The sequence below is a fragment of the Pelotomaculum schinkii genome (assembly GCF_004369205.1).
Lineage (GTDB): Bacteria > Bacillota > Desulfotomaculia > Desulfotomaculales > Pelotomaculaceae > Pelotomaculum_C > Pelotomaculum_C schinkii.
This window is the reverse complement of the sequence record NZ_QFGA01000001.1, coordinates 331,919-351,828: the sequence shown is the minus strand read 5'-3', so window position 1 is coordinate 351,828 and position 19,910 is coordinate 331,919. Positions and strand designations below refer to the sequence as shown.

General features: G+C 42.2%; 10 protein-coding genes, 1 pseudogene and 1 riboswitch. Of the genes and pseudogenes, 1 reads left to right on the top strand and 10 read right to left on the bottom strand.

Features of this window, described 5'->3' with window-relative positions:
- Positions 1-229: 229 nt before the first annotated feature.
- Positions 230-463 carry a helix-turn-helix domain-containing protein gene (locus Psch_RS01735; RefSeq protein WP_134218328.1) on the bottom strand — a complete coding sequence of 78 codons (234 nt, stop codon included), beginning with the start codon at positions 461-463 and terminating at the stop codon, positions 230-232.
- 88 nt (positions 464-551) lie between these two features.
- Between Psch_RS01735 and nagA the strand changes: the two genes are divergently transcribed.
- Positions 552-1,715, top strand: coding sequence for an N-acetylglucosamine-6-phosphate deacetylase (gene nagA, locus Psch_RS01730; protein ID WP_190238942.1), 1,164 nt, complete (start codon positions 552-554; stop codon positions 1,713-1,715).
- A gap of 213 nt (positions 1,716-1,928) precedes the next feature.
- On the opposite strand, the gene Psch_RS01725 is transcribed toward nagA, so the two are convergent.
- The 9 genes and pseudogenes from Psch_RS01725 to cobD form a co-directional block, all read right to left on the bottom strand.
- On the bottom strand, positions 1,929-2,384 hold the full coding sequence (locus Psch_RS01725; protein WP_190238941.1) for a hypothetical protein: 456 nt from the start codon (positions 2,382-2,384) through the stop codon (positions 1,929-1,931).
- A 681-nt stretch (positions 2,385-3,065) separates the two neighbouring features.
- Positions 3,066-3,593 (bottom strand): HEAT repeat domain-containing protein, encoded by a 528-nt coding sequence (locus Psch_RS01720; protein ID WP_190238940.1) that lies wholly within the window; start codon positions 3,591-3,593, stop codon positions 3,066-3,068.
- Positions 3,594-3,612: 19 nt separating this feature from the next.
- Positions 3,613-4,293 (bottom strand): hypothetical protein, encoded by a 681-nt coding sequence (locus Psch_RS01715; RefSeq protein ID WP_190238939.1) that lies wholly within the window; start codon positions 4,291-4,293, stop codon positions 3,613-3,615.
- 105 nt (positions 4,294-4,398) lie between these two features.
- A pseudogene (locus Psch_RS21035) lies at positions 4,399-4,596 on the bottom strand (RHS repeat-associated core domain-containing protein); the annotation flags it as partial.
- Between the two features lie 69 nt (positions 4,597-4,665).
- A complete protein-coding gene (locus Psch_RS01705; protein WP_190238938.1) occupies positions 4,666-5,025 on the bottom strand; it encodes a DUF2019 domain-containing protein in 360 nt (119 codons plus the stop codon).
- A 31-nt stretch (positions 5,026-5,056) separates the two neighbouring features.
- Positions 5,057-13,186, bottom strand: coding sequence for a S8 family serine peptidase (locus Psch_RS01700; protein WP_190238937.1), 8,130 nt, complete (start codon positions 13,184-13,186; stop codon positions 5,057-5,059).
- Positions 13,187-13,306: 120 nt separating this feature from the next.
- On the bottom strand, positions 13,307-17,713 hold the full coding sequence (locus tag Psch_RS01695) for a Kelch repeat-containing protein (protein WP_190238936.1): 4,407 nt from the start codon (positions 17,711-17,713) through the stop codon (positions 13,307-13,309).
- Between the two features lie 205 nt (positions 17,714-17,918).
- A riboswitch (molybdenum cofactor riboswitch) is annotated at positions 17,919-18,042 on the bottom strand.
- A gap of 102 nt (positions 18,043-18,144) precedes the next feature.
- Positions 18,145-18,780 carry an alpha-ribazole phosphatase gene (cobC, locus tag Psch_RS01690; RefSeq protein WP_134217668.1) on the bottom strand — a complete coding sequence of 212 codons (636 nt, stop codon included), beginning with the start codon at positions 18,778-18,780 and terminating at the stop codon, positions 18,145-18,147.
- A complete protein-coding gene (cobD, locus tag Psch_RS01685; protein WP_190238935.1) occupies positions 18,777-19,874 on the bottom strand; it encodes a threonine-phosphate decarboxylase CobD in 1,098 nt (365 codons plus the stop codon). Before cobD ends, cobC begins: the two co-directional genes overlap by 4 nt.
- Positions 19,875-19,910 lie beyond the last annotated feature (36 nt).

Here is a 19,910-nt window from a genome sequence, read left to right as displayed (position 1 = left end):
CTCCGTGGAAAAACTCCTTGTCTTTTCGCCTGGAGATTACTGGTGATCACCCACAGTTATTTTACAGCTACATGGACATATTTAATTGTTTAATCAAGAAAGAGGCAGACATATCAGCGGGAGACGAACATGTTGCAAGAAATATGCTGGTTTTCTTGCAACAGCCTGCTTTTACAATCAAGCCCGGTCAATTGCACCGGGCCGCTTCAAATCAATATTTATTTCGTGGTTAATCCTGTCCCATGATCGAATGTACGCCACGCGTGTAAAAATGGTCTCTCAGGTGGTAAATCAGCTTTTCCGGGACAGCAAGTTCACCTGCTATTTCTGAGTCGCTTTTATCTTCTTTAATCCCGTCAATTAAGCGGTCATAATCGACCCCTACCTCCTGGGCCATATCCTTGAGGCTTGGTTCAGTACTCCAGGGAACCCTGCTTTGAATAAAGGAATCATTTTGATCCATAACTATCCCCCTTTTTACAATTATTGTTCCCTGGGCTGATAAATTAATGTATCATGAGGTGTATTACAATTTAAATGCAGGTGAGAGCATGTTCGATTTTATAATTAACAACGGAACACTGGTGGGGGAAGAAAAACTCATCAACAACCGTTCCCTGGTTGTTTCAGGCGGAAAAATCGTATCCCTGGAGCAAATGGACGCTGCGGCGGCAGTGGAGAGTATTGACGCTGCGGGGCTCATTATTGCTCCAGGTTTTATTGACCTGCATGTGCATGGCGCCGATGGCGCGGACATCCTGGACTGTGACCCCGGCTCACTCCAGCGGATCGCGGGGTATCACGGGCGACACGGCACCACGGCAATGCTGGCCACCGTCGCTCCGTCAACGCTTGAGCGAATGGCCCTGGCGCTGGAGACGGCGGCCAGGCATACTACATCAGCTGCGGGAGCTTCTATTATCGGCGCTAACCTCGAGGGCCCTTTTTTGAACCGGTCGCACAGCGGCGCCCTGGGCATTCCTTTCCTGAGAGAGCCCGATAAGCATGAAATGAATGAACTGCTGGCAGCCGGTCAGGGTAAGGTAAGGATGGTTTCCCTGGCTCCGGAGCTTACGGGGGCCCTTGAGGTTATGGAGCTGCTTTCTTCCTGCGGTGTAATCCCCTCCCTTGGCCATTCGGGAGCCACCTTTACCCAAACTATAAACGCCGCGAGAGCAGGCTTAAAACACATCACCCATATCTTTAACGCCATGGCTCCCATACACCACCGGGAACCCGGTCCGGCCGGGGCAGCTTTAGTCTCACCAGAATTATCTGTTGAGGTAATAGCCGACGGCATACACGTACACCCTGCCATGCTGCAGCTCTTGTGGCATATAAAAGGCGACCGGTTGGTCCTGGTCAGCGACGCCATAGCGGCGGCAGGCCTGCCGGACGGACGTTACCGTTTTGGAGGACAGGAAATTGTAGTCAAAGGATCCAGGGCGGAAATTCCCGGCGGCAGGCTGGCAGGCAGCACCATCACCATGCTCGACGCCGTTCGGAATATGGTTAAAATCGCCGGTCTGAAACTGCCGCAGGCAGTAAGACTGGCTTCGGCAAACCCGGCCGCTGTCCTGGGGCTGCAAAAAAAAGGACGCCTTGCGCCGGGGTATGACGCCGACCTGGTCCTTCTGGATACCAACCTCGACCCGTTTCTGGTTATGGTTGAGGGAAGGACTATATTCAGGAGGGCTGAGAAAGTGTTAGAATAATTATTAAAATCCCAATTGTTATAGCTGAATTCGCCGGGTATAAACTCAACCAATTGTATTCATGTTTTGGATGGGGTTGAAGTTTCGAATTATTATCAATAAGGTAATATTTCAAGCCTGACCCTATCAGCTTCTCAGCTTCCTATCAGCTTTCCAGCCTGACCGCTATCAGCCCCGACAGCCCCCCTATCAGCTCCTATCACTTCCTCTACTCTACTTTTCTTCATACAGTCCCCAAGTTATAGCAAAACCATAGGTCCAACCATAATCTGCCTTCTCACCTGCATATTGCACTATAGCAACAAAATCACCTTTTTTATATCTCACACTTTTTCCACCATAGTCCCTACCCCAATCCGTAAGTTTTTCTTCCTTATAAAATTGCCAACCGTGCTCCTTTAGCTGTTCATCATAATAATTGATTATTTCTTCATAGCTGTTTTTAGTTGTATAGCGTTCACTGAGCACCATTGAAATACTATTATTAAGAAAATTTTTTTTACCTTTAATTACATTAGGCATCATCTGGATCAAGTTAAATTCATTCTCCAGCGCTTCTTTTATCTTTATTTTATCTGCATCTAATGAAGTTGCAGAGTTCTCACATCCGCTTAAAACAACTAAAGAAAGAAAAACTAATAACATTAATATTTTTAAATGCTTTGTCATATTAAACTTCACCATCCGGCAATTTAGAATCTGGCAGAAGCCCAAGAACTATTTATTCTGCGCGAAGATAGGACTAACTAAACTTTTTGCAGGGTGTACTTAGCTCCATATGATCATATACAAGCAAAACTAACACGAGGATTCTCCATCTCAAGAGTATCTGCTTCAGTTAACAATCACTTATGCGAATGATTTATTACTTCCAGATAACCCGATCTGTTTAGACATAGCGGTTACCTGATAATGCGAGCAACTTGTTGAGGCTTACCTGCCCAGATTGCTAATAGTTAAATATCAAGTGCCGAACTGGAAGATTATGCACAAGGTCATAAGACCACAAAAATGAGAAAATAACCTGAACATCGCCCCCGTTATCATAATGATACTTAGTGGTTCCAGAGGGTTTAACCTTTTATTCCTTAACCCTTTCGAGTCGTAGGTTATGGATATATTTCAAGCCTGACCCTACCACCCCTTAGATGAAAATATATTTTCCCATCAAATATTGTCAATAACCCCGTCCCCTCGACATTCTGGATACCAACCTCGACCCGTTTCTGGTTATGGTTGAAGGAAGGACTATATTTAGGAGGGCTGAGAAAGTATTAGAATACTGATGATAATTTTTTAGGATAAGTCCAGTGCAATAAGAGGCATAGGTCGCTTCGGTAAGTGGTAGAATTAATTACTTGATTTTATATCATCAATTACTTCTTGAATAAATTCTGATATATCATCTCCTGTTTCTCTTGACAAAGCATCCTCTAAAACATCAATAACTTCATTACACTTAATCCCGGATAATGCCAACTGTGCAATTGCTGTAATGGACGCATACCGAATATCTACATCATTTTCAAAAAGCATTTTTTTCAGAGGCTCAAACAACTCTTCACTGGGAAATGAGGATGCTATAGAAGCATTCCAATATCGAATGCTTCTATAGTGACTCTCAAGTGCTTTTAGCAAATGGGGCATTACATGATTCTTTTTAAACTTTGCAATTAATCCTTCTATTAATTGATATACCCCAAATCCGTCTCTTTCTCCAAAAGAGTTTAGAAATAGTGGAATACAATCTTCATCAGGGTTTGTTAAAAAGTATTCTCTTATCTCATTATATTTTGTTATAACATCCTTGCTTAAATTTTTATCATCAGGCATTGGCTGATGTTTTTTTAAAAAGTCAATTGCATCTTTTTTGTCCATTTATTTTATGAATCCTCCCTTAATAGACTTCTCCTAATGATTTATTCTGCTTTAATAGTTCCCAAAGCTGAGCATTAATTATGCTTCTATCGTATCCAAATTCCTTTAATAAATTCCTCATTTCTTTTATATCCGCAGCAAGGTGCTGACGTGGATTTGGAAGATTTCTACTTGAACCAAATGTTTCGGTTAACTTGTGAATATCCTGTCTGATATTAATTGTCATTCCTCGTCCGTGGGATGTTCCACTTACTGCATCTTGTACAATATGATGTGGCGTATGTGTCAAATTTAAGCCAGTTTTCTTATTCCAATATATTGATTTACTATATGTACCAACATACAAGTCTTCACCAGGTTTTGCTAAAGGTAGGTTATTAATTCTTAACCCTTGTTTAACCTCACTGACTCCCGTAATCCCAGTACCCATAAACAAATTTCCAACATATCTTCCTATACCATATCCAATGCCTCCGCCTATTCCTGACCAAGCAGCTTGTCCCCAACTGAATGAGCCCGTAGCTACATATTGTCCTGCAATACTTCCTAATCCCCATGCTCCAGCATTTATACCAACTCCTGCTGCTAGTGACAGTCCACCAGTGAATCCAGCAGCAGCTCCCCCAATTGCACCAGTTACAAATGCTCCACCGTATTCTCTTCCATGCGATTGCCAACTATTCCAATTATTCCATTGCAAATTTCCCGTCCACAAGTCTCGTCCTATAGATATAGCGGTGTTTACAATTCCACCAATTGCAGCTCCTATGGCAGCAGTGATTGCTTGGAAAAAGTGGCCGCTTGGGTCATGGTAATTTACGGGATTGTTAGCACAGTAGGTATACAGATTCAAGCTTAACGGGTCGTTGTCCTCGCCCGGATAACTGTCTGCGCTTATGAACCTGCCTGTGGCCGGGTTGTAATATCTTGCCCTGAGGTAGTACGTCCCGGTTTCTTTGTCAAAGTATTCGCCGTAGTACCTGAATGCATTAGTGTAATTTATAATAAGTAAAATATTCAGTTAAAGTATTATAAATCACATAATCGCTAAACAACACGTATAGAGTGTAAACTAAAATTTCAAAAAACCTTGTTGCGCCCATACGTTTAAAGTCATCTTAGCACTGAATCCTATCATTTCTGCGTCATGTATAGTAGCAATGTTTATCAATTCTTTTTCAGCCTTTGATATTTCGTATTTAATTCCGAGCATATGAGCGGCTGCCCAACTTTTTACAGAAATATCATTATATTCAAGTAAATCTAAAAGCAATTTCTTTTCTATAACATTTTTTTCAATCTGATCATAAATCTTTTTCAAAACTTTATACTGTTTGTTAGCGGTTTTGTAGTCTCCATTATAAGAAGATTTCCGATGTAGAATGGCTGCATTAATGTATTTTTGCCTAACATCTTCGTAATTAATTTTCACTTTATATATCACCCCAAAAGAGATTGTAATATTATGGACATATGCCATATCTTCTTAAAACATCCAAACCAAATTTGTATTGTTCTTCAAAACTTTGACCAGCCAACCAGTTTCTTATTCTCATACCATTTGTAAATGAATCAATTGAATTGTAATATCCGCTTATCTTCGCGTGAGTTGCTCTATCTACAGCTATAATATTTTCAATATTATGAATCCGTGTAGGGCTAAAGCCTGATTTAGTTATTTGTGATTGTTCTACTATATGATGCCATACTAAGTTGTCTCCTGCAGGACCAAAAGCTTTCTTAAAATTATTAAACGTGTTAAAGCCATTAATATTAGGAAAATTTCTAATTTCGTTATTTGCAAACTGTTGCAAATTTATATTATAGCTCGGCTTATATATCCAACCTGCATTAAATGTATCAGAAAGCGAATTACTCGTAATACTTGAATAACCCCTGCTTAAAGCACTGCCAAGATAATCTCCAGCATATCTTCCTATACCATATCCAATGCCTCCGCCTAAAGCAGACCAACCAGCTTGTCCCCAACTGAATGCGCCTGTAGCTACATATCCTCCTGCAATACTTCCTATTCCCCATGCTCCAGCGTTGATACCAACTCCTGCTAATAACGACAATCCACCAGTGAGTCCTGCAGCAGCTCCTCCAATCGCACCGGTAATAAATGCTCCCCCGTATTCTCTTCCGTGTGATTGCCAGCTATTCCAGTTATTCCATTGCAAATCTCCTGTCCACAAGTCACCTATTACTGAGAATGCTGTATTAAAAATTCCTCCTATAGCAGCTCCAATGCCTGCAGCTAAGGCATTGAAAACAAAATGGCCGCTTGGGTCATTGTAATTTACAGGATCGTTGGCGCAGTAAGTATACAAATTCAAGCTTAATGGATCATTGTCCTTGCCCAGATAACTGTCTGCGCTTATGAACCTGCCTATTGCCGGGTTATAGTACCTTCCCCTGAGATAATATGTCCCTGTTTCTTTATCAAAGTATTCGCCACAGTACCTGAATGCATTTGGATCATTCGGGTCAGGGTTCTTTTCGTTACCGAAGGCGTCGTAGGTATAGGTCTTGGTGACAGCGCCGCTGCTATTGGTTAATTGTACCACATCACCGTGGGCGTTATACAGATAGTAACTTGTTGTTCCTGTGCCATCCTGGACGGAAATCAGGTTTATACCTAACAAATATTTATTGGTTACAGCACCGGCGCCATTAAGTTCAAGAGCTATCTGGTTGCCATCCCAAATATGGGTGGTTACTGTACCGTTTACCGCCTTGCTGTTCCTCAACCCAGCCCCGTTGTATTCATAAGTGGAAGTCATATCTCCGGAAGTCACTTTTACTAACTGGTTAAATCCATCATACTCATTAAAACTTACACTACCGTCACCGCTTACGCCTGATACCGATACACTGATACTCTCGGCCTCTCCTGCTGTAGCCGGCTTGACGGTTTCAGACGTCTTGTAAAGCTGGTTGCCGTTATTGTCATAACCGTACCTGGTTGTCTCCGTTACATCGCCTGTGACTTTGATTTCAGTTACCAGTCTGTTATTGCTGTCATAATTATAACTGGTTGTAACACCGTCCTTTGTCATGGACGCCCTGCTGTTATAGTCATCATAGGTATAGTTTACGGCGGAGGTGACATTTCCGTTTTCTTTTTCTGTTTCTGTTTGCAGTCTACCAAGGCCGTCATAGAGATATTCTGTGGATTGATTCGTTACAGTTTCCGTTTTATCTGCTTGATTCCCGTCCAGATAGTAATTATAGGTATACTGGGACAGTATTGACGCGCCGTTTTTATTTGTCAGGGTTTTTATCTTATTTGCCAGGTTATAATGGTATTCAGTAATATTTCCGTTATTATAGGTCAGGGTCTGCCTGTTACCATTGTCATCATAAGCGTAGGTAGCCCTAACTTGTCCATTGTCTTTTACCTGATACAGTCTGTTAATTTTGTCATAGGTATAGCCGGTATTTTGAATCTGGTTGCCGCCTTTTTTTATTATTACTGATGTTCTGTTGTTGCCAGCATCATAGGTGTATGTTTTTGTTACACCGTCAGTCCGAGTTTCGGTCTTTGTCCGGCCTAAATCATCATAGGCGTAGGTGGTATTGACCTTATCGCCAGTGGTTGTCAATAAGCTGCCGGTCAGTGTGTAGGTGTTACTGTAGCTTTTATTGCCCAGGCCGTCTGGCGTGGTAACTGATTTATTTAATACTCTATTCAACCCATCATAGCTAATTGTTATTATATTTTCGTTTCTATCTGTCTGGCCAATCATATTGCCGCTCAAATCATAGCGATAGGTCTCATGCTGGCCTGCCGGGTCGGTCATGTCAGTGAGATTGCCAAACCTGTCATAGCTGTACTTGGTTATTGAATAATCTGAATCACCATTGGCGGTTACGGTGTCGAGACCGCTAATGGTCAGCGGACTGGCAAGTCCTGTGTACATTCTGATTTTATTACCTGCTGCGTCGTAGTAAAACTGCGTGTAGTTGACAGGCGTTGCCCCATTAAAGGTTGTTACCATAACAAGCCTGTTCAGGTTGTTGTATTGGTAATCTATTCTGCTGTAAGCTTCAGTTCCCCCAGGTTTATTTATGGTGGCGCTTTCTCTTGTTATATTTTTGTTCCGGTCATAGTAATGCTTCTTAATAGTATAGTATTTTGTCCCGTTTACATCCTCAAACGGTATGTTTTCTTTAATTAGCCTGCCAAGGTTGTCATATACATAAGTAGTAGAATATGGGGTGGAAGATTTATTGCCTTTAATATCGGTTACCTTTATCTTCCTGCCCAGGGAGTCATATGCGGTTGTTATATAATCTCCTTTTATATTGTATTCTTGTACAACATTGCCCGCATAGTCGTACTGATATTTTTTGGTATAAGGTTCCGTCCAGCTTTCAGCATATGCTCTAGCTGATTTTTCTTCGATTTTATGGCCTAAGTAATCGTATTTAAAGGTATCCAGATACTCTTTTCCATCGTGCATTTTGCCCTGTTTTTCAGTAAAGCCGTACTTATTTTCATAAGTAGTGGTTATTTGGGAAGGTGAATTGGTATCACCCTGGACATTTTTGGTTATTTTGTTATACTTAGCGGCTGCAAAAGCATTTTCATAGATATATGATTCGGCAGCCAATAAGGCCCCGCTATTGTCTTTTACTTCCTTTCTTAGCAGCTTGCCTTCATCGTTATAGCTATAGCTGGTTGTATTTTTGTTATTAGGACCTGTTTCTTTTGCCAGCTTAAATTTCTGATCGTATTCGAACTGCTTGAGCATTTCACCGCTTGAGGTGTCCTGCTCATAGATGAGGTTACCAAAACCGTCATAGTCACGTTTTAGGCTGTCACCTTTTTCATTGGTAAATACAACACTATTTTCGGCATCATTGTAACTCAGCGATTTAAAGGTTCCATCACAATTTGTCTCCTTAAGCAACCTGCCTACAATATCATATTGATAAGAAGTCGCATTACCCACGCCATCATGTTTTTCGAGCAAATTGCCCATTAAATCATATTTGCTTATTTCATCTATTACCCCGGCAGAGTTTCCTAGCTTGGCATCAACAAGGTTACCGTCTGCGTTCTTGACTCCTTCAACCCATTTCCTGGTAAGGTACAACCCGTTGAACTGACCGTGGCGTGCAGGGTTGTTATCATCATAACTTGATTTATCCGAGACATAGTCTGTCCAGTTATCGAGATATTTCTGCTCTTCAATAACATTACCATAAACATCATAGATATAGCGGGTTTGCTTTTTCAACAAACCATTTACATATATTTTATGCCACTCAATGGATTTTTTGTTGGAATATGGGGTCATTACCTCCTGTATGGTAGTGGCAGCATCTTTTTTGTATGTTTTTGACGTTACAAGGTGGTAGCTTGGATCATAAGTATAGGTAGTTTTGTGTTCATCGTTGGCAGGTGAGTTATCTGCATTCCGGCTATTCTGGACATCCCAGAATCCTAAAAGATCTCCGTATTTATTCGTGTCATAGGAGTAATTTTCGACTTTCTCCATATATTGCCCATTTGTATTATATACTCTACTTACACCTTTTACCGGCAGCTTATTGGCATCATATGTTACGTCGATGCTAGTTTTTAGCATTGTGCCATTCGCCTTGGACTCCGCTCTAATTTCCAGGTGTTTACTGTTAAATGTATGGCTGGTTTTTGTTAAATACGCATCTGTTACGTCTACTCGGTACGTAAAATTCGTAGGCAGGGAATTAGAGTCCGTACAGGTTGGATATCCGGTAAAGTTGTTTATATAACTGTAAGTTTGATTATTATAGGATTTGCCGTTTTCAATGTCTTCCCTGGTCTTTATTCTGTAATACTCCAGTGAGCCATGGTTTCCCAGAACGCCTCTGGCTTTTTCATAGGTATACTTGCTGTAGGCACCGGTTGGATAATGAATTTCGGTTATGTTGGCATATTTATTCACCTTCTCACCACTGTACTTATAGAAGGTAAAATTAGCCGAGTTAATATTATAATTAAATGTTGTTTCCCTGCCTAACCGGTCTATTTTTTTAACAAGTTTATATTCTCCATGACAAGCGGGTATGGATTCAAGTATAAATTGTATGGTAGAGCTGTCAGGAGCGGTAATAACAACTTTTTTGCTGGTACTTGAAATATCTTGATAGGAAATATTTACAATACGGCCTACCGTATCGGTAATTTTGTTTATTACCATCTCTCCATTAATACTGGTGTGTTCAAATTTTATGACGTTATTAAACCTGTCTTTAATACCAAGAAGCCGACCATCACTGGAAAAGTATTCTTTAATTCCGTCCTTGCGAGTGAGCACGTAACTGGAGGTTGAAACTCCATTTGAATAACTGCCACTATCATTATCGAAGATAATATCGTTAAGCGGGTATTTTTCAAGGTTTGAATCCCCAGTTGCTGAAGTAATGTTGATCTTATAAGCATCACCGTTTGAAAGGTGTAAGTATTTGTTATCCATATCAATTTCCACTGAGGGAAAGCCAAGTGACCATCCTGAGCCAAGGTTGTTATGAAGTTCATTATAGGTGTCCGAGTTGGTTACATTCACAAAACGTATATCTGGCAAACTTGTTTCAACATATGCGTTGTATTTTTTAAAACCTTCCCCTATGCGCTCGTAAGTAGTTTTTCGCAATTCGCCACGGTAATTAGCATTGTAGGTTACTGTCTGGGTGTAAGATTTTCCATCCCAAGAGTACATCTTGCCTGTATCATAGGTTTTTTGGGTATAAGATAAAGGTATTGAGCCAAAATAACCATCCTCATAAATAAACTGGGAGTTAGGAGGACTATAATAACTCGATTGGTACTCCGACCAAAAATAACCATTATAATAACCAGTATAAGTTATTTGATAAGAAGTGGTTTTATTAAAATATCTTGAACTAGTAATAAAGTCATATATATAACCCGTAGATTCCGGTAGCGTAAATTTATAACCATATGCGCATAGCGATGCTTCACTATATGAACCAAAATTACCTACACAAAAAGGTCTGGATGTTGTTTCACTACTCGTACTCCAGTCGGTATATCGGATATAACGCACTTCTTGCACATATACTTGATAACTAAATGAAACAGACGTACTATATCCTACATTATATAGATTTGCTTTTGAAGAATCATACTGACTTGTAATATTCAAATCAAGTCCGTTACGTCCTTTTAAGCTCAATTCTGTATTCTGAAGCTTCAGCGCCCCCGTGTTTAATTCTATATTTTCGCTATCTTTAATATTGCTCACATAGGGCGCATTAAAATACTTGTCATAGTTTATCTGATCATTTTCTCCTGTACCATACGGGTTGACTGTTTGTCCGGTTGCATTAATATACTGGGTAAGTATATCTTGTTCCAATTGTTCAAACAAGCTTTTAATTTGTTCAGCACTTATATTATCCTGCTGCATGTATATCAGGAGGTTTCTTTTATTGACGTCATATTCGGCGAATAGTTCGTTAAGAATATCTATTTGCACCTGGCTCAGACCCATATTCAAAGAATTGATGATAGTCTGGAGTGGATCTTCATTCTGAATCTTTAACAGATTAGCTATACTCAAGTTACTTACCAACGAAGCTACGTATGCAGAACGTATTTCATTAGAAGTGTATCCTGCCAGAAAATAACTTTTTAATTCTCCATATTTTGTGACAGGCACAACATAACGCTCAGAAAAATGTTTAAAGTTGCTTAACTCAGCCTCAGCATCAAGAATATTTCCATATTTCTGTAATACTATAATAACTTCGTTTATGGTAAATTGGTACTCGGTTGCGGCTTTTGCAATATTAATGCTATCTGTTAGCGAGTAACCTGTCTGTTCGGCTTCTATTATTTGTTGCTCGGTTATATGATAGAAGTCAAGTATTTTTTCTTTCTGGGTTGCTGTTACCTGGTTTATGCTGCTGTAGCTCGCTATAATGCTATGTACCTCATCTGGGTTTACCGCATTGTTTTTATTGTCAATATCACCAATAACATTGGTACTGGTAAGCGCTGCAGACGCATTCACTATGCCGCCTGTCGATGTAAATTGTTTAATGGTTTCATTTGGCGAGGCGCATGTTTTTAAACGGTTAACTGCTTGTCCTGCATCTAAGTCTGTTTGATAGCTTAATAACAGGGCTGCAGCGCCGCTAACAAATCCTGCGGCCATAGATGTGCCGCCCATATAACCATAATTATCCTGGGGCGTTGTGCTTATAATACTAACTCCGGGAGCAGCCAGATCAACATATGCTCCGTAATTGGAAAAACTGGCCTTTTGCCCACTCTGATTTACCGCCCCTACAGAAATTACATTAGGCAAATCAAAAGCTGCGGGATATACCGGATTAGCAGAATCATCATTGCCGGCGGCGCATACAAACACCATGTTTGATTGGGCAATGGCGTCTTTTAATGCGGTGTTATTCTCGCTGCCGCCCCAACTGCAGTTAATAATCCTGGCTCCCATACTTTCAGCATATTCTATGGCTTCTATAGCATCTGAGGTATAGCCTATACTGCCGTTAATAAACTTTATAGGCAGTATCTTTACGCCAGGCGCTACGCCACAGACACCTGAACCGTTTTCTGTCGCTGCTATAATACCGCTTATATGTGTTCCATGGAACTCGTCGGCGGTATCATAGATTGAATTATCGTGATTGGCAAAATCCCAGCCTTTCACATCATCGATATATCCATTGTAATCATTATCGATACCGTCACCTGGTATTTCAGCCTGGTTAGCAAATATATTATTAACAAGCTCTTGATGATTGATATCTATACCCGTATCAAGAACTGCGACTAGCATGCCCGGTGAACCTTTGGTCAGCTTCCATGCCGACAATACGTCGATGGCTGTGCCGGGTATACATTCCTGTCCTTCAACAACTTGACCAATTTCATACAATGATAATAAGTCTTGGTTACTATCTAAATAGACACTATCAAGAACACTGACCGTATAATTTGGTTGCGCATATTCTATATCGGGATCTTTTTGTAGCTCAGCTATTACACTATCGATACTAGAATCTTTATCTATTTCCAATAAGTCGATTTGCAACTTGACAAATTGTTTTTTTGTCGTCAACTTATTTAGATTTAAATTCTTTTTTGCATTATTTTTTAAAGCTTCTTTTGTGTTTTCATTTTTGTACTTAACTAAAATTTCATTGCTTTTGAATGAAGCTTTCTCTCTGTTTTTTATTGTTTCTCCTATATATTTTGTTGAATTGTCATTTTCTTCTGTGACTTTATTTATATTCTCATTAATATTAACCAATACATCTTTATTCGCATTAGAACTCATGTTTCCTGTTGATAGCTCTTTTTTATTTTCGCTTTCATAATTAAGCAATGTTTCTTTGCTGTTATTAGGAATTTGAGCTTCTGTTAATTGTTCTTTTCCACTTTCACTTGGGAAATTTACTAGTATTTCTTTATTGCTATCTGGAAATGTTTCTTCTATGTCTTGTGTATATGCTACCTGATATGGAATAGATGAAAATAGGATTATTAACGCTAGAAGCGTTACTATAGACTTTTTTATGCCTTCTTTTATCCATTTCCTCTTGTTTTTCAATTTCATAAGCCTCCCGCGTTTTGTTGTGCATACGAACTTTAAGATGCTTCCAACAGTAGAGTAACAGTCGCTTCATATAGTTAATCAGCTAATCTGCTCTTGTAGCACAGGTACGCTTTCTCATGTCACTTTGTAGGATATCGCTGGGTTATTCACATTTGCTTTGAATTTTAAGGTGTTCACCAAGCCTGACCATGATTTACCAGAAGAGACAGTATTGTTTATTGAAAATACAATTGTCCCAGGCTCATTTTGGACGATGGTAACATTCGTACCACTAACAAGCCCTAACTCTGTTTCTATAGTTGGGGTTTGGCCACACGGGTCAAGGAGTTGGAGCTGGGCTGGGTCATATGTTACTGTAAACGTATGGCTTGTAACGGTCATGTTTTTTGCTGAAAACGCCAGGTTGAAGGTGTCCCCTGTAATGGTATTTATTGTGTATATTCCGTTCTGCATGTTCTGCATATTTAGTTCCTGGACATAGTCTAAGTACCCATCAGAATTATGTCCGCCTATTGCATAAACCCTACCATTTAACGCCGTTGCTGCCAGAAAATTGTCTTCTATTGGCATGTCCAATTTTGTTGACCATGTATTTGTTGCAGGATCGTATTCCTCAACTTGATTTAAATAACCACTGTTATAACCGCCTATTACATAGATCTTCCCATTTACTGCTGCCGCTGCTAATCCATGTCTAGGGGTTGGCATAGCTGCTTTTACCGTCCAGGTATTTGTTGCAGGATCGTATTCCTCTACATGATTTGAATAACCGCTACTGTTATAACCGCCTATTGCATAGATCTTCCCGTTCACCGCCGCCGCTGCCAATCCATATCTAGGCGTCGGCATAGCCGCTTTTACCGTCCAGGTATTTGTAGCAGGATCATATTCTTCTAATGTATTTGAATATCCGCTACTGCTATAACCGCCTAGGGCATAAATCTTCCCATTTATTGCTGCTGTAGCTAAACGATATCTTGGTGTGGACAGACCTGCTTTTGCTGTCCAGGTATTTGTCACAGGATTGTATTCTTCTACTGTATTTGAATACCCGCTACTGCTATAACCGCCTAGGGCATAGATTTTCCCGTTTACTGCCGCCGCAGCTAAACGATATCTTGGTGTGGACAGACCTACTTTTGCCACCCAGGTATCTGTTGCAGGGTTATATTCTTCTACTGTATTTAAACACCAGTTATTGCTAAAACCGCCTATAACATAGACCTTTCCATTTTCCGCTGCCGCTGCCAATTCTCCTCTTGGTGTGGGCATGGATGCCCTAATTTGATAACAACTTCCTTTTGTCAGCGAATAAACTTTTTTGCTCCATCCACCCGTTGTAGCATTATACTTTACCCTGATCCTGTATATATGCGTAACATCGGTTACCAAGCCGCTGTGTATATAAGCGGTGCTTGCGCCATTGTCAATGACCGCGCCGTCGATCTCAATGTCGTACCCGATTGCGTCGGGCACAGGGTCCCACGATACTGTGATGGTGGAGGAATCAATTGAAGTTGCTTTAAAGTTATTTGGCACATTTGAGATTAAAAGCGTATATGGCCCTGTTCCGTCAGAATATTCCCTTGTTTTTATATAATACGTTTGGCCGGCCTGAAGACTAACTATAATCCTGAAGTTGTAATTGTCTCCACTATCATCATCATATTTAATAAAATTTTGATTGCTATCATACAATTCCCCGATTGTATCTATTGAACCTAGACTTTCAATAATATATGAACCACTCACTGCCGGAGTGAAATTGAAGCAATCAACATCATTAGCGTAGTCAATCCATCCTTGAACTGTTGAGCCAATATCAATTGCTGTTGAATCTGCAAAGTCATTGCCATAGTCGTCAGTTCCTAATACTAGTTCTTCTACTGCATTTAATATATTATAATCGTTTGCTCCTCCGATTGCATAAATCCGGTTGCCCGCAGCCGCTGCCGCCAGTAAATGTCTGGGTGTTGGCATACTTGCTGTTGTTCTCCACGTATTTGTTGCTGGGGTATACTCTTCTACCACGTTCCGGCTATTATCATCGTAGAAGTATCGTCCTCCCATTGCATAAATTTTTCCGTTTGCAGCGGCCGCCGACAGTCCGAATCTCGGCATCGGCATACCTGTTTTTGCCGTCCACGTGTTTGTTGCGGGATTATATTCTTCCACTGTATTTAAGCTGTTATAACCGGTATCATTAAAACCGCCTATAGCGTAAATCTTCCCATTGACAGCCGTCACCGCCAAATAATTTCTTGCTGTAGGCATACTTGCTTTCGCCGTCCAGGTATTTGTGGCAGGATTATATTCTTCTACTGCATTTAATAATCCGCTGTTATTTCCACCTATCGCATAGATCTTCCCATCTACCGCTGCCGCTGCTAACAAAAACCTTGATGTGGGCATACTTGCTTTTACCGCCCAGGTATTTGTTGCCGGATCATATTCCTCTACTGTATTTAACTTGCCGTTATAATTACCGCCGCCTATGGCATATATCTTCCCGTTTACTGCTGCAGCAGCTAAGCCGTCCCTTGGTGTAGGCATGCTTGCTTTTGTAGTCCAGGTATTTGTCGCAGGATCGTATTCTTCTACTGTATTTAAATAGCCGCTACTGCCTTCGCCGCCTATTGCATATATCTTCCCGTTAACCTCTGCTGCTGCCAAACGAAATCTTGGCGTAGGCATGCTCGCCTTAATATTCCAGATCTCTCCGGAGTACAGGCTGTATTCGCCAGCGGTCTGATAAATTGTATCCGAGACGGTAGGATTGCCATAAGCAAGCTCTTTATCTATGGTTTCGCCATATACTGAATCAGTTACTGAAATGTCCTCGTATACTGAATCACTGACTGATATGTCGTTATTATCTTCTCTGATTAACGTTTCACTCTTTTCCGGAATGGCAGTTGATGCCGCGCTGCCGCAGTTGATCTTGTTCCCATCGCTTACTTGATTGAGCAGACTGGGCAGTTTATCGGAGGTTTGTATTATTATCTGTTTGAGCCCCTCCGCAGCGGCATTTTTGCATGCTCCCAGTATCAGCGCGGCTTCGGCTGATACAAAGGCGGCTGACTGGGATGTCCCGCTGCTCATACCATGCCTGTCGCCGGGTGTGGCGCTGACGATATTCTCACCCTGAGCTGAGACATCTACCGATGTCTCACCATAGTTTGAATAGCCTGATAAATTTCCGTCTTTGTTGATGGAGGCGACTGTGATAATGTTATTCTCGCCGTATGACGCCGGGTAAACCGGACTGGTGTCGATATCGGCATTGCTGTTGCCTGCCGCGCATACGAAGAGCATGGTGGAATTTGCAATGGCTTCTTTTAAGGCCGGGTTGTCGAAGCTTGTCCCCCAGCTGCAGTTTGCGATTTTTGCGCCGTTTTTTTCAGCGTACTCAATGGCTTCAATGATGTCGCTGGTATAGGCCGTACCGTTTTTAAATACTTTCAACGGCAATATCTTTGCTTCAGGCGCTGCCCCGGCAATGATACCCGCGAGATGTGTCCCGTGCCATTCGTCGTATTCCCGGCCATGCCTGTGTACTTCGTTGTTATCGTCACTGAAGTTCCAGCCGTTTGTGTCGTCGATGTAGCCGTTGCCGTCGTCATCGGTCCCATTGCCGGGCGTTTCGCTTTTGTTTGTCCAAATTCTCTGCGATAACTCCTTATGGGTGATGTCTATTCCTGTATCCAATATGGCGACTATGGCTCCCTCTCCCTGGGATTTTCCCCAGGCGGCTTTTATATTGACGTCAGCCATGTTCACCGGCGTTCCGGCATTGGCTGTATTTTTCTGCGCTTCTTTTTTTGCTTGGTAGGTTGTTAGCCATTGTTCTACCATCGGGTCATTGGGCGGAAGTCCTTGCAGGAATTCCGGCAAGTTTTCTTCTCCCGGCCGGGCGCTAGCTTGTCCAGCTTGATTGTCCGGACTCTCATCCTGTTGCACTGCATCAGTTATGTCCTGCTCGTTTTGCTGTGCATCTATTTCCGCATCCAGCGATGCTGCCGTCAGCTCATAATCAGGCTGAATGTATTCAATTTCGCTTTCTGCATTTTTACTTTTTACTTTCGCTATGAAATCTTCTTTCCTCATCTTTGTTTTTGTCGTTATGACATTAAAGCTTTTAAACTTGCTGTTGTTGATATTTCTTATTTCTTTCAAATCTTGACCTAAAGAAACGGCCAGACTGCCCTTGCTTTTGCCGCTTTTGTATTTAACGATAAAGCGGTCGGTTTTATACTCGTTCAGATCTAACGGGCAAAGAGGGTCAAACTGCATTTGCGCGTAAACTTCATCGGCAACATCTTGGTCTAAATTGCCATTCTCGTCCCTGCCGGCATATACATCTTCTTGTATGCTTGGAGCGCCGGTTTCATTGCTTTTTTGGTTCTTTTCATTTATGCCGTTATAATTTGCATTGACCGATAACGGCAGAGACGTTGTTGTAAGAGTTAGAGACAGTGCCAGAAACAAAGAAAGAACCATCTTCATTACTGCTTTTTTCAACTTTTCTCCCCCTAAAAAAATATTAGTAGACCACATGCTTTTTGGGTAATAAACCCTATATCGCATTAATAAAACCTTGCTTTGGAGCCGTTAGACACCTCCGCCGGCTGTATTGCGCTTTTTCGATTTATTTTATTAAAATGATGGTTTTGGAATAAAGAATAAGCCCTTCATTGCGAAATAAATTGCAATGAAGGGCTTTATAAACCCCAACATATACTATCCTTTCCACAATGGGAGGTACGACCGTTTCCGGTACGCACCCTGCCGGTCAAGTTACCCTAGCCAACATGGCCATAGGTAAAATGACTTCGGATAATGTTTATCATTTGGGCGTTATAAAACAATCTGTCACCATTAATGGTAATAACAGGCATATTAAATTGCAAGAGCAAATAATGTTACAATTTGTCATTTAAGCCAATGGCTTACTAATAAGAACTGCCGGCATTGTTGCCGGCTAAATGGGAGCAGTCGTTGAAAAGCGTAAGAATTCCGTACTCCCAACCGGTGAAGTCAAGGATACTCAAAGACCCGTTATGAAGTCCCAGCCGCCAGTATTTACCCAAATCCATTTCCAGAACGCTGCCCACGATGCTTCTGATTGGACCCCCGTGGGACACTACCGCTATCCGGCCGTCGCTGTGCCGCGCTATAATCTCCTTGATGGCGTTAACGGACCTTTCAATCAATTCATTGTAGGTTTCACCGCCCGGGATCCTGATTGAAAACGGGTTTTCCCACCATTGTTCTATTTCACCGGCAAAAAGCTCTTTTATTTCTGCAATGGTTAACCCTTCCCAGGCTCCAAAATTCAGCTCTCTTAGTGCGGGGACAGTCACAATGGACATGCCGTGCCGGCTGGAGATAATTGTTGCTGTTTCACGCGCTCTGACCAGGTCGCTGGCATAAAACGCGTCAAGCTTCAGTGCCGCCAGCCGTTTACCCAGGCTAACCGCCTGCCGGCGGCCACGCTCCGACAACGGTATGTCGGTCACTCCCTGGAACTTCATGGTGTTATTCCACTCTGTTTCCCCATGTCTGATTAAGTACACACGGCAGCTCATTTATTCTCTCCCTGTACTATTGCTTTAAGAGCCAGCAACAGCTTCTCGTTTTCCGGGCGAGTTTTTACTGCCAGTCGCAAAAAACGACCGGCCAGCCCGTTAAAATCAGAGCATTCCCTGACCAGCACCCCCTGCCTGCCCAGCAGTTCGGTTAATTCAAATGAAGTGAACCCGCTGCCGGCAACATCTGCCAGGATAAAATTAGCGGCTGCGGGCAGTGGTTGAACACCGGGCAGTGAGGCAAGCTGTCCGAAAAGAAATTTCTTTTCACAGTTCACTATTCGGCAGGTATCCCGCATGTGTTGGTAATCCATCAAGCCGGCTACGCCGGCAACCTGGGCCAGTACATTAACATTCCAGGGGTCCCTGGCGGCGCTCATGCGGGACAGCAGTTCCCCGGGCCCGGCTATCGCCCCCAAGCGCAGACCGGGGATGCCAAAGAATTTGGTCATGGAGTAAAGGACCGCCAGGTTGGGTTGTTGTCCGGCCATTTTGATAACAGAAAAAAGCTCCCGCCTGGGGACAAAATCCATAAACGCTTCATCTATGAGGACCATAACACCGTGCAAACACGCTTTTTCAAGAATGGTCAGGATTGTTTTGCGGCCGGTTAACCGCCCGGTGGGGTTATTGGGGTTGCACAGAAAAAGGAGGTCTGCGTCAGGCAATGAGGCGATGATCTCGTCAACCGGAAGCCTGAAGCCGTTTTCTTCGGGCATGGGCAGTTCAAGCACTTCACCCCCCTGGCACAAGACCGCAAGGGCATATTCACAAAAAGTCGGTACCGGGATAAGCGCCCTCCTGCACCTCAGCACGCGGACTAGCAGGTAAACCAGTTCAGCTGCCCCGTTACCCATCAGCAGCCTTTCTTCTTTTATCCCCAGATATTTTGCCAGTTCAGACTTGAGTTCAGTGCAGTCCGGATCCGGGTAGGCGGAAATCAGGTCAAGGTTTTTCGATATGGCTGAAAGCGCCTTGCGGGAGGGTCCAAGAGGATTGATATTGGCGCTGAAATCCGTAATGTCTTTGACCGGCAGACCGTACTTACGGGCGGCTTTATTCAGGTTTCCGCCGTGTGTGTGTTCCAGAGGCAACTTGCATGACTCCTTTCAAAATGAAACAAGCGCCTG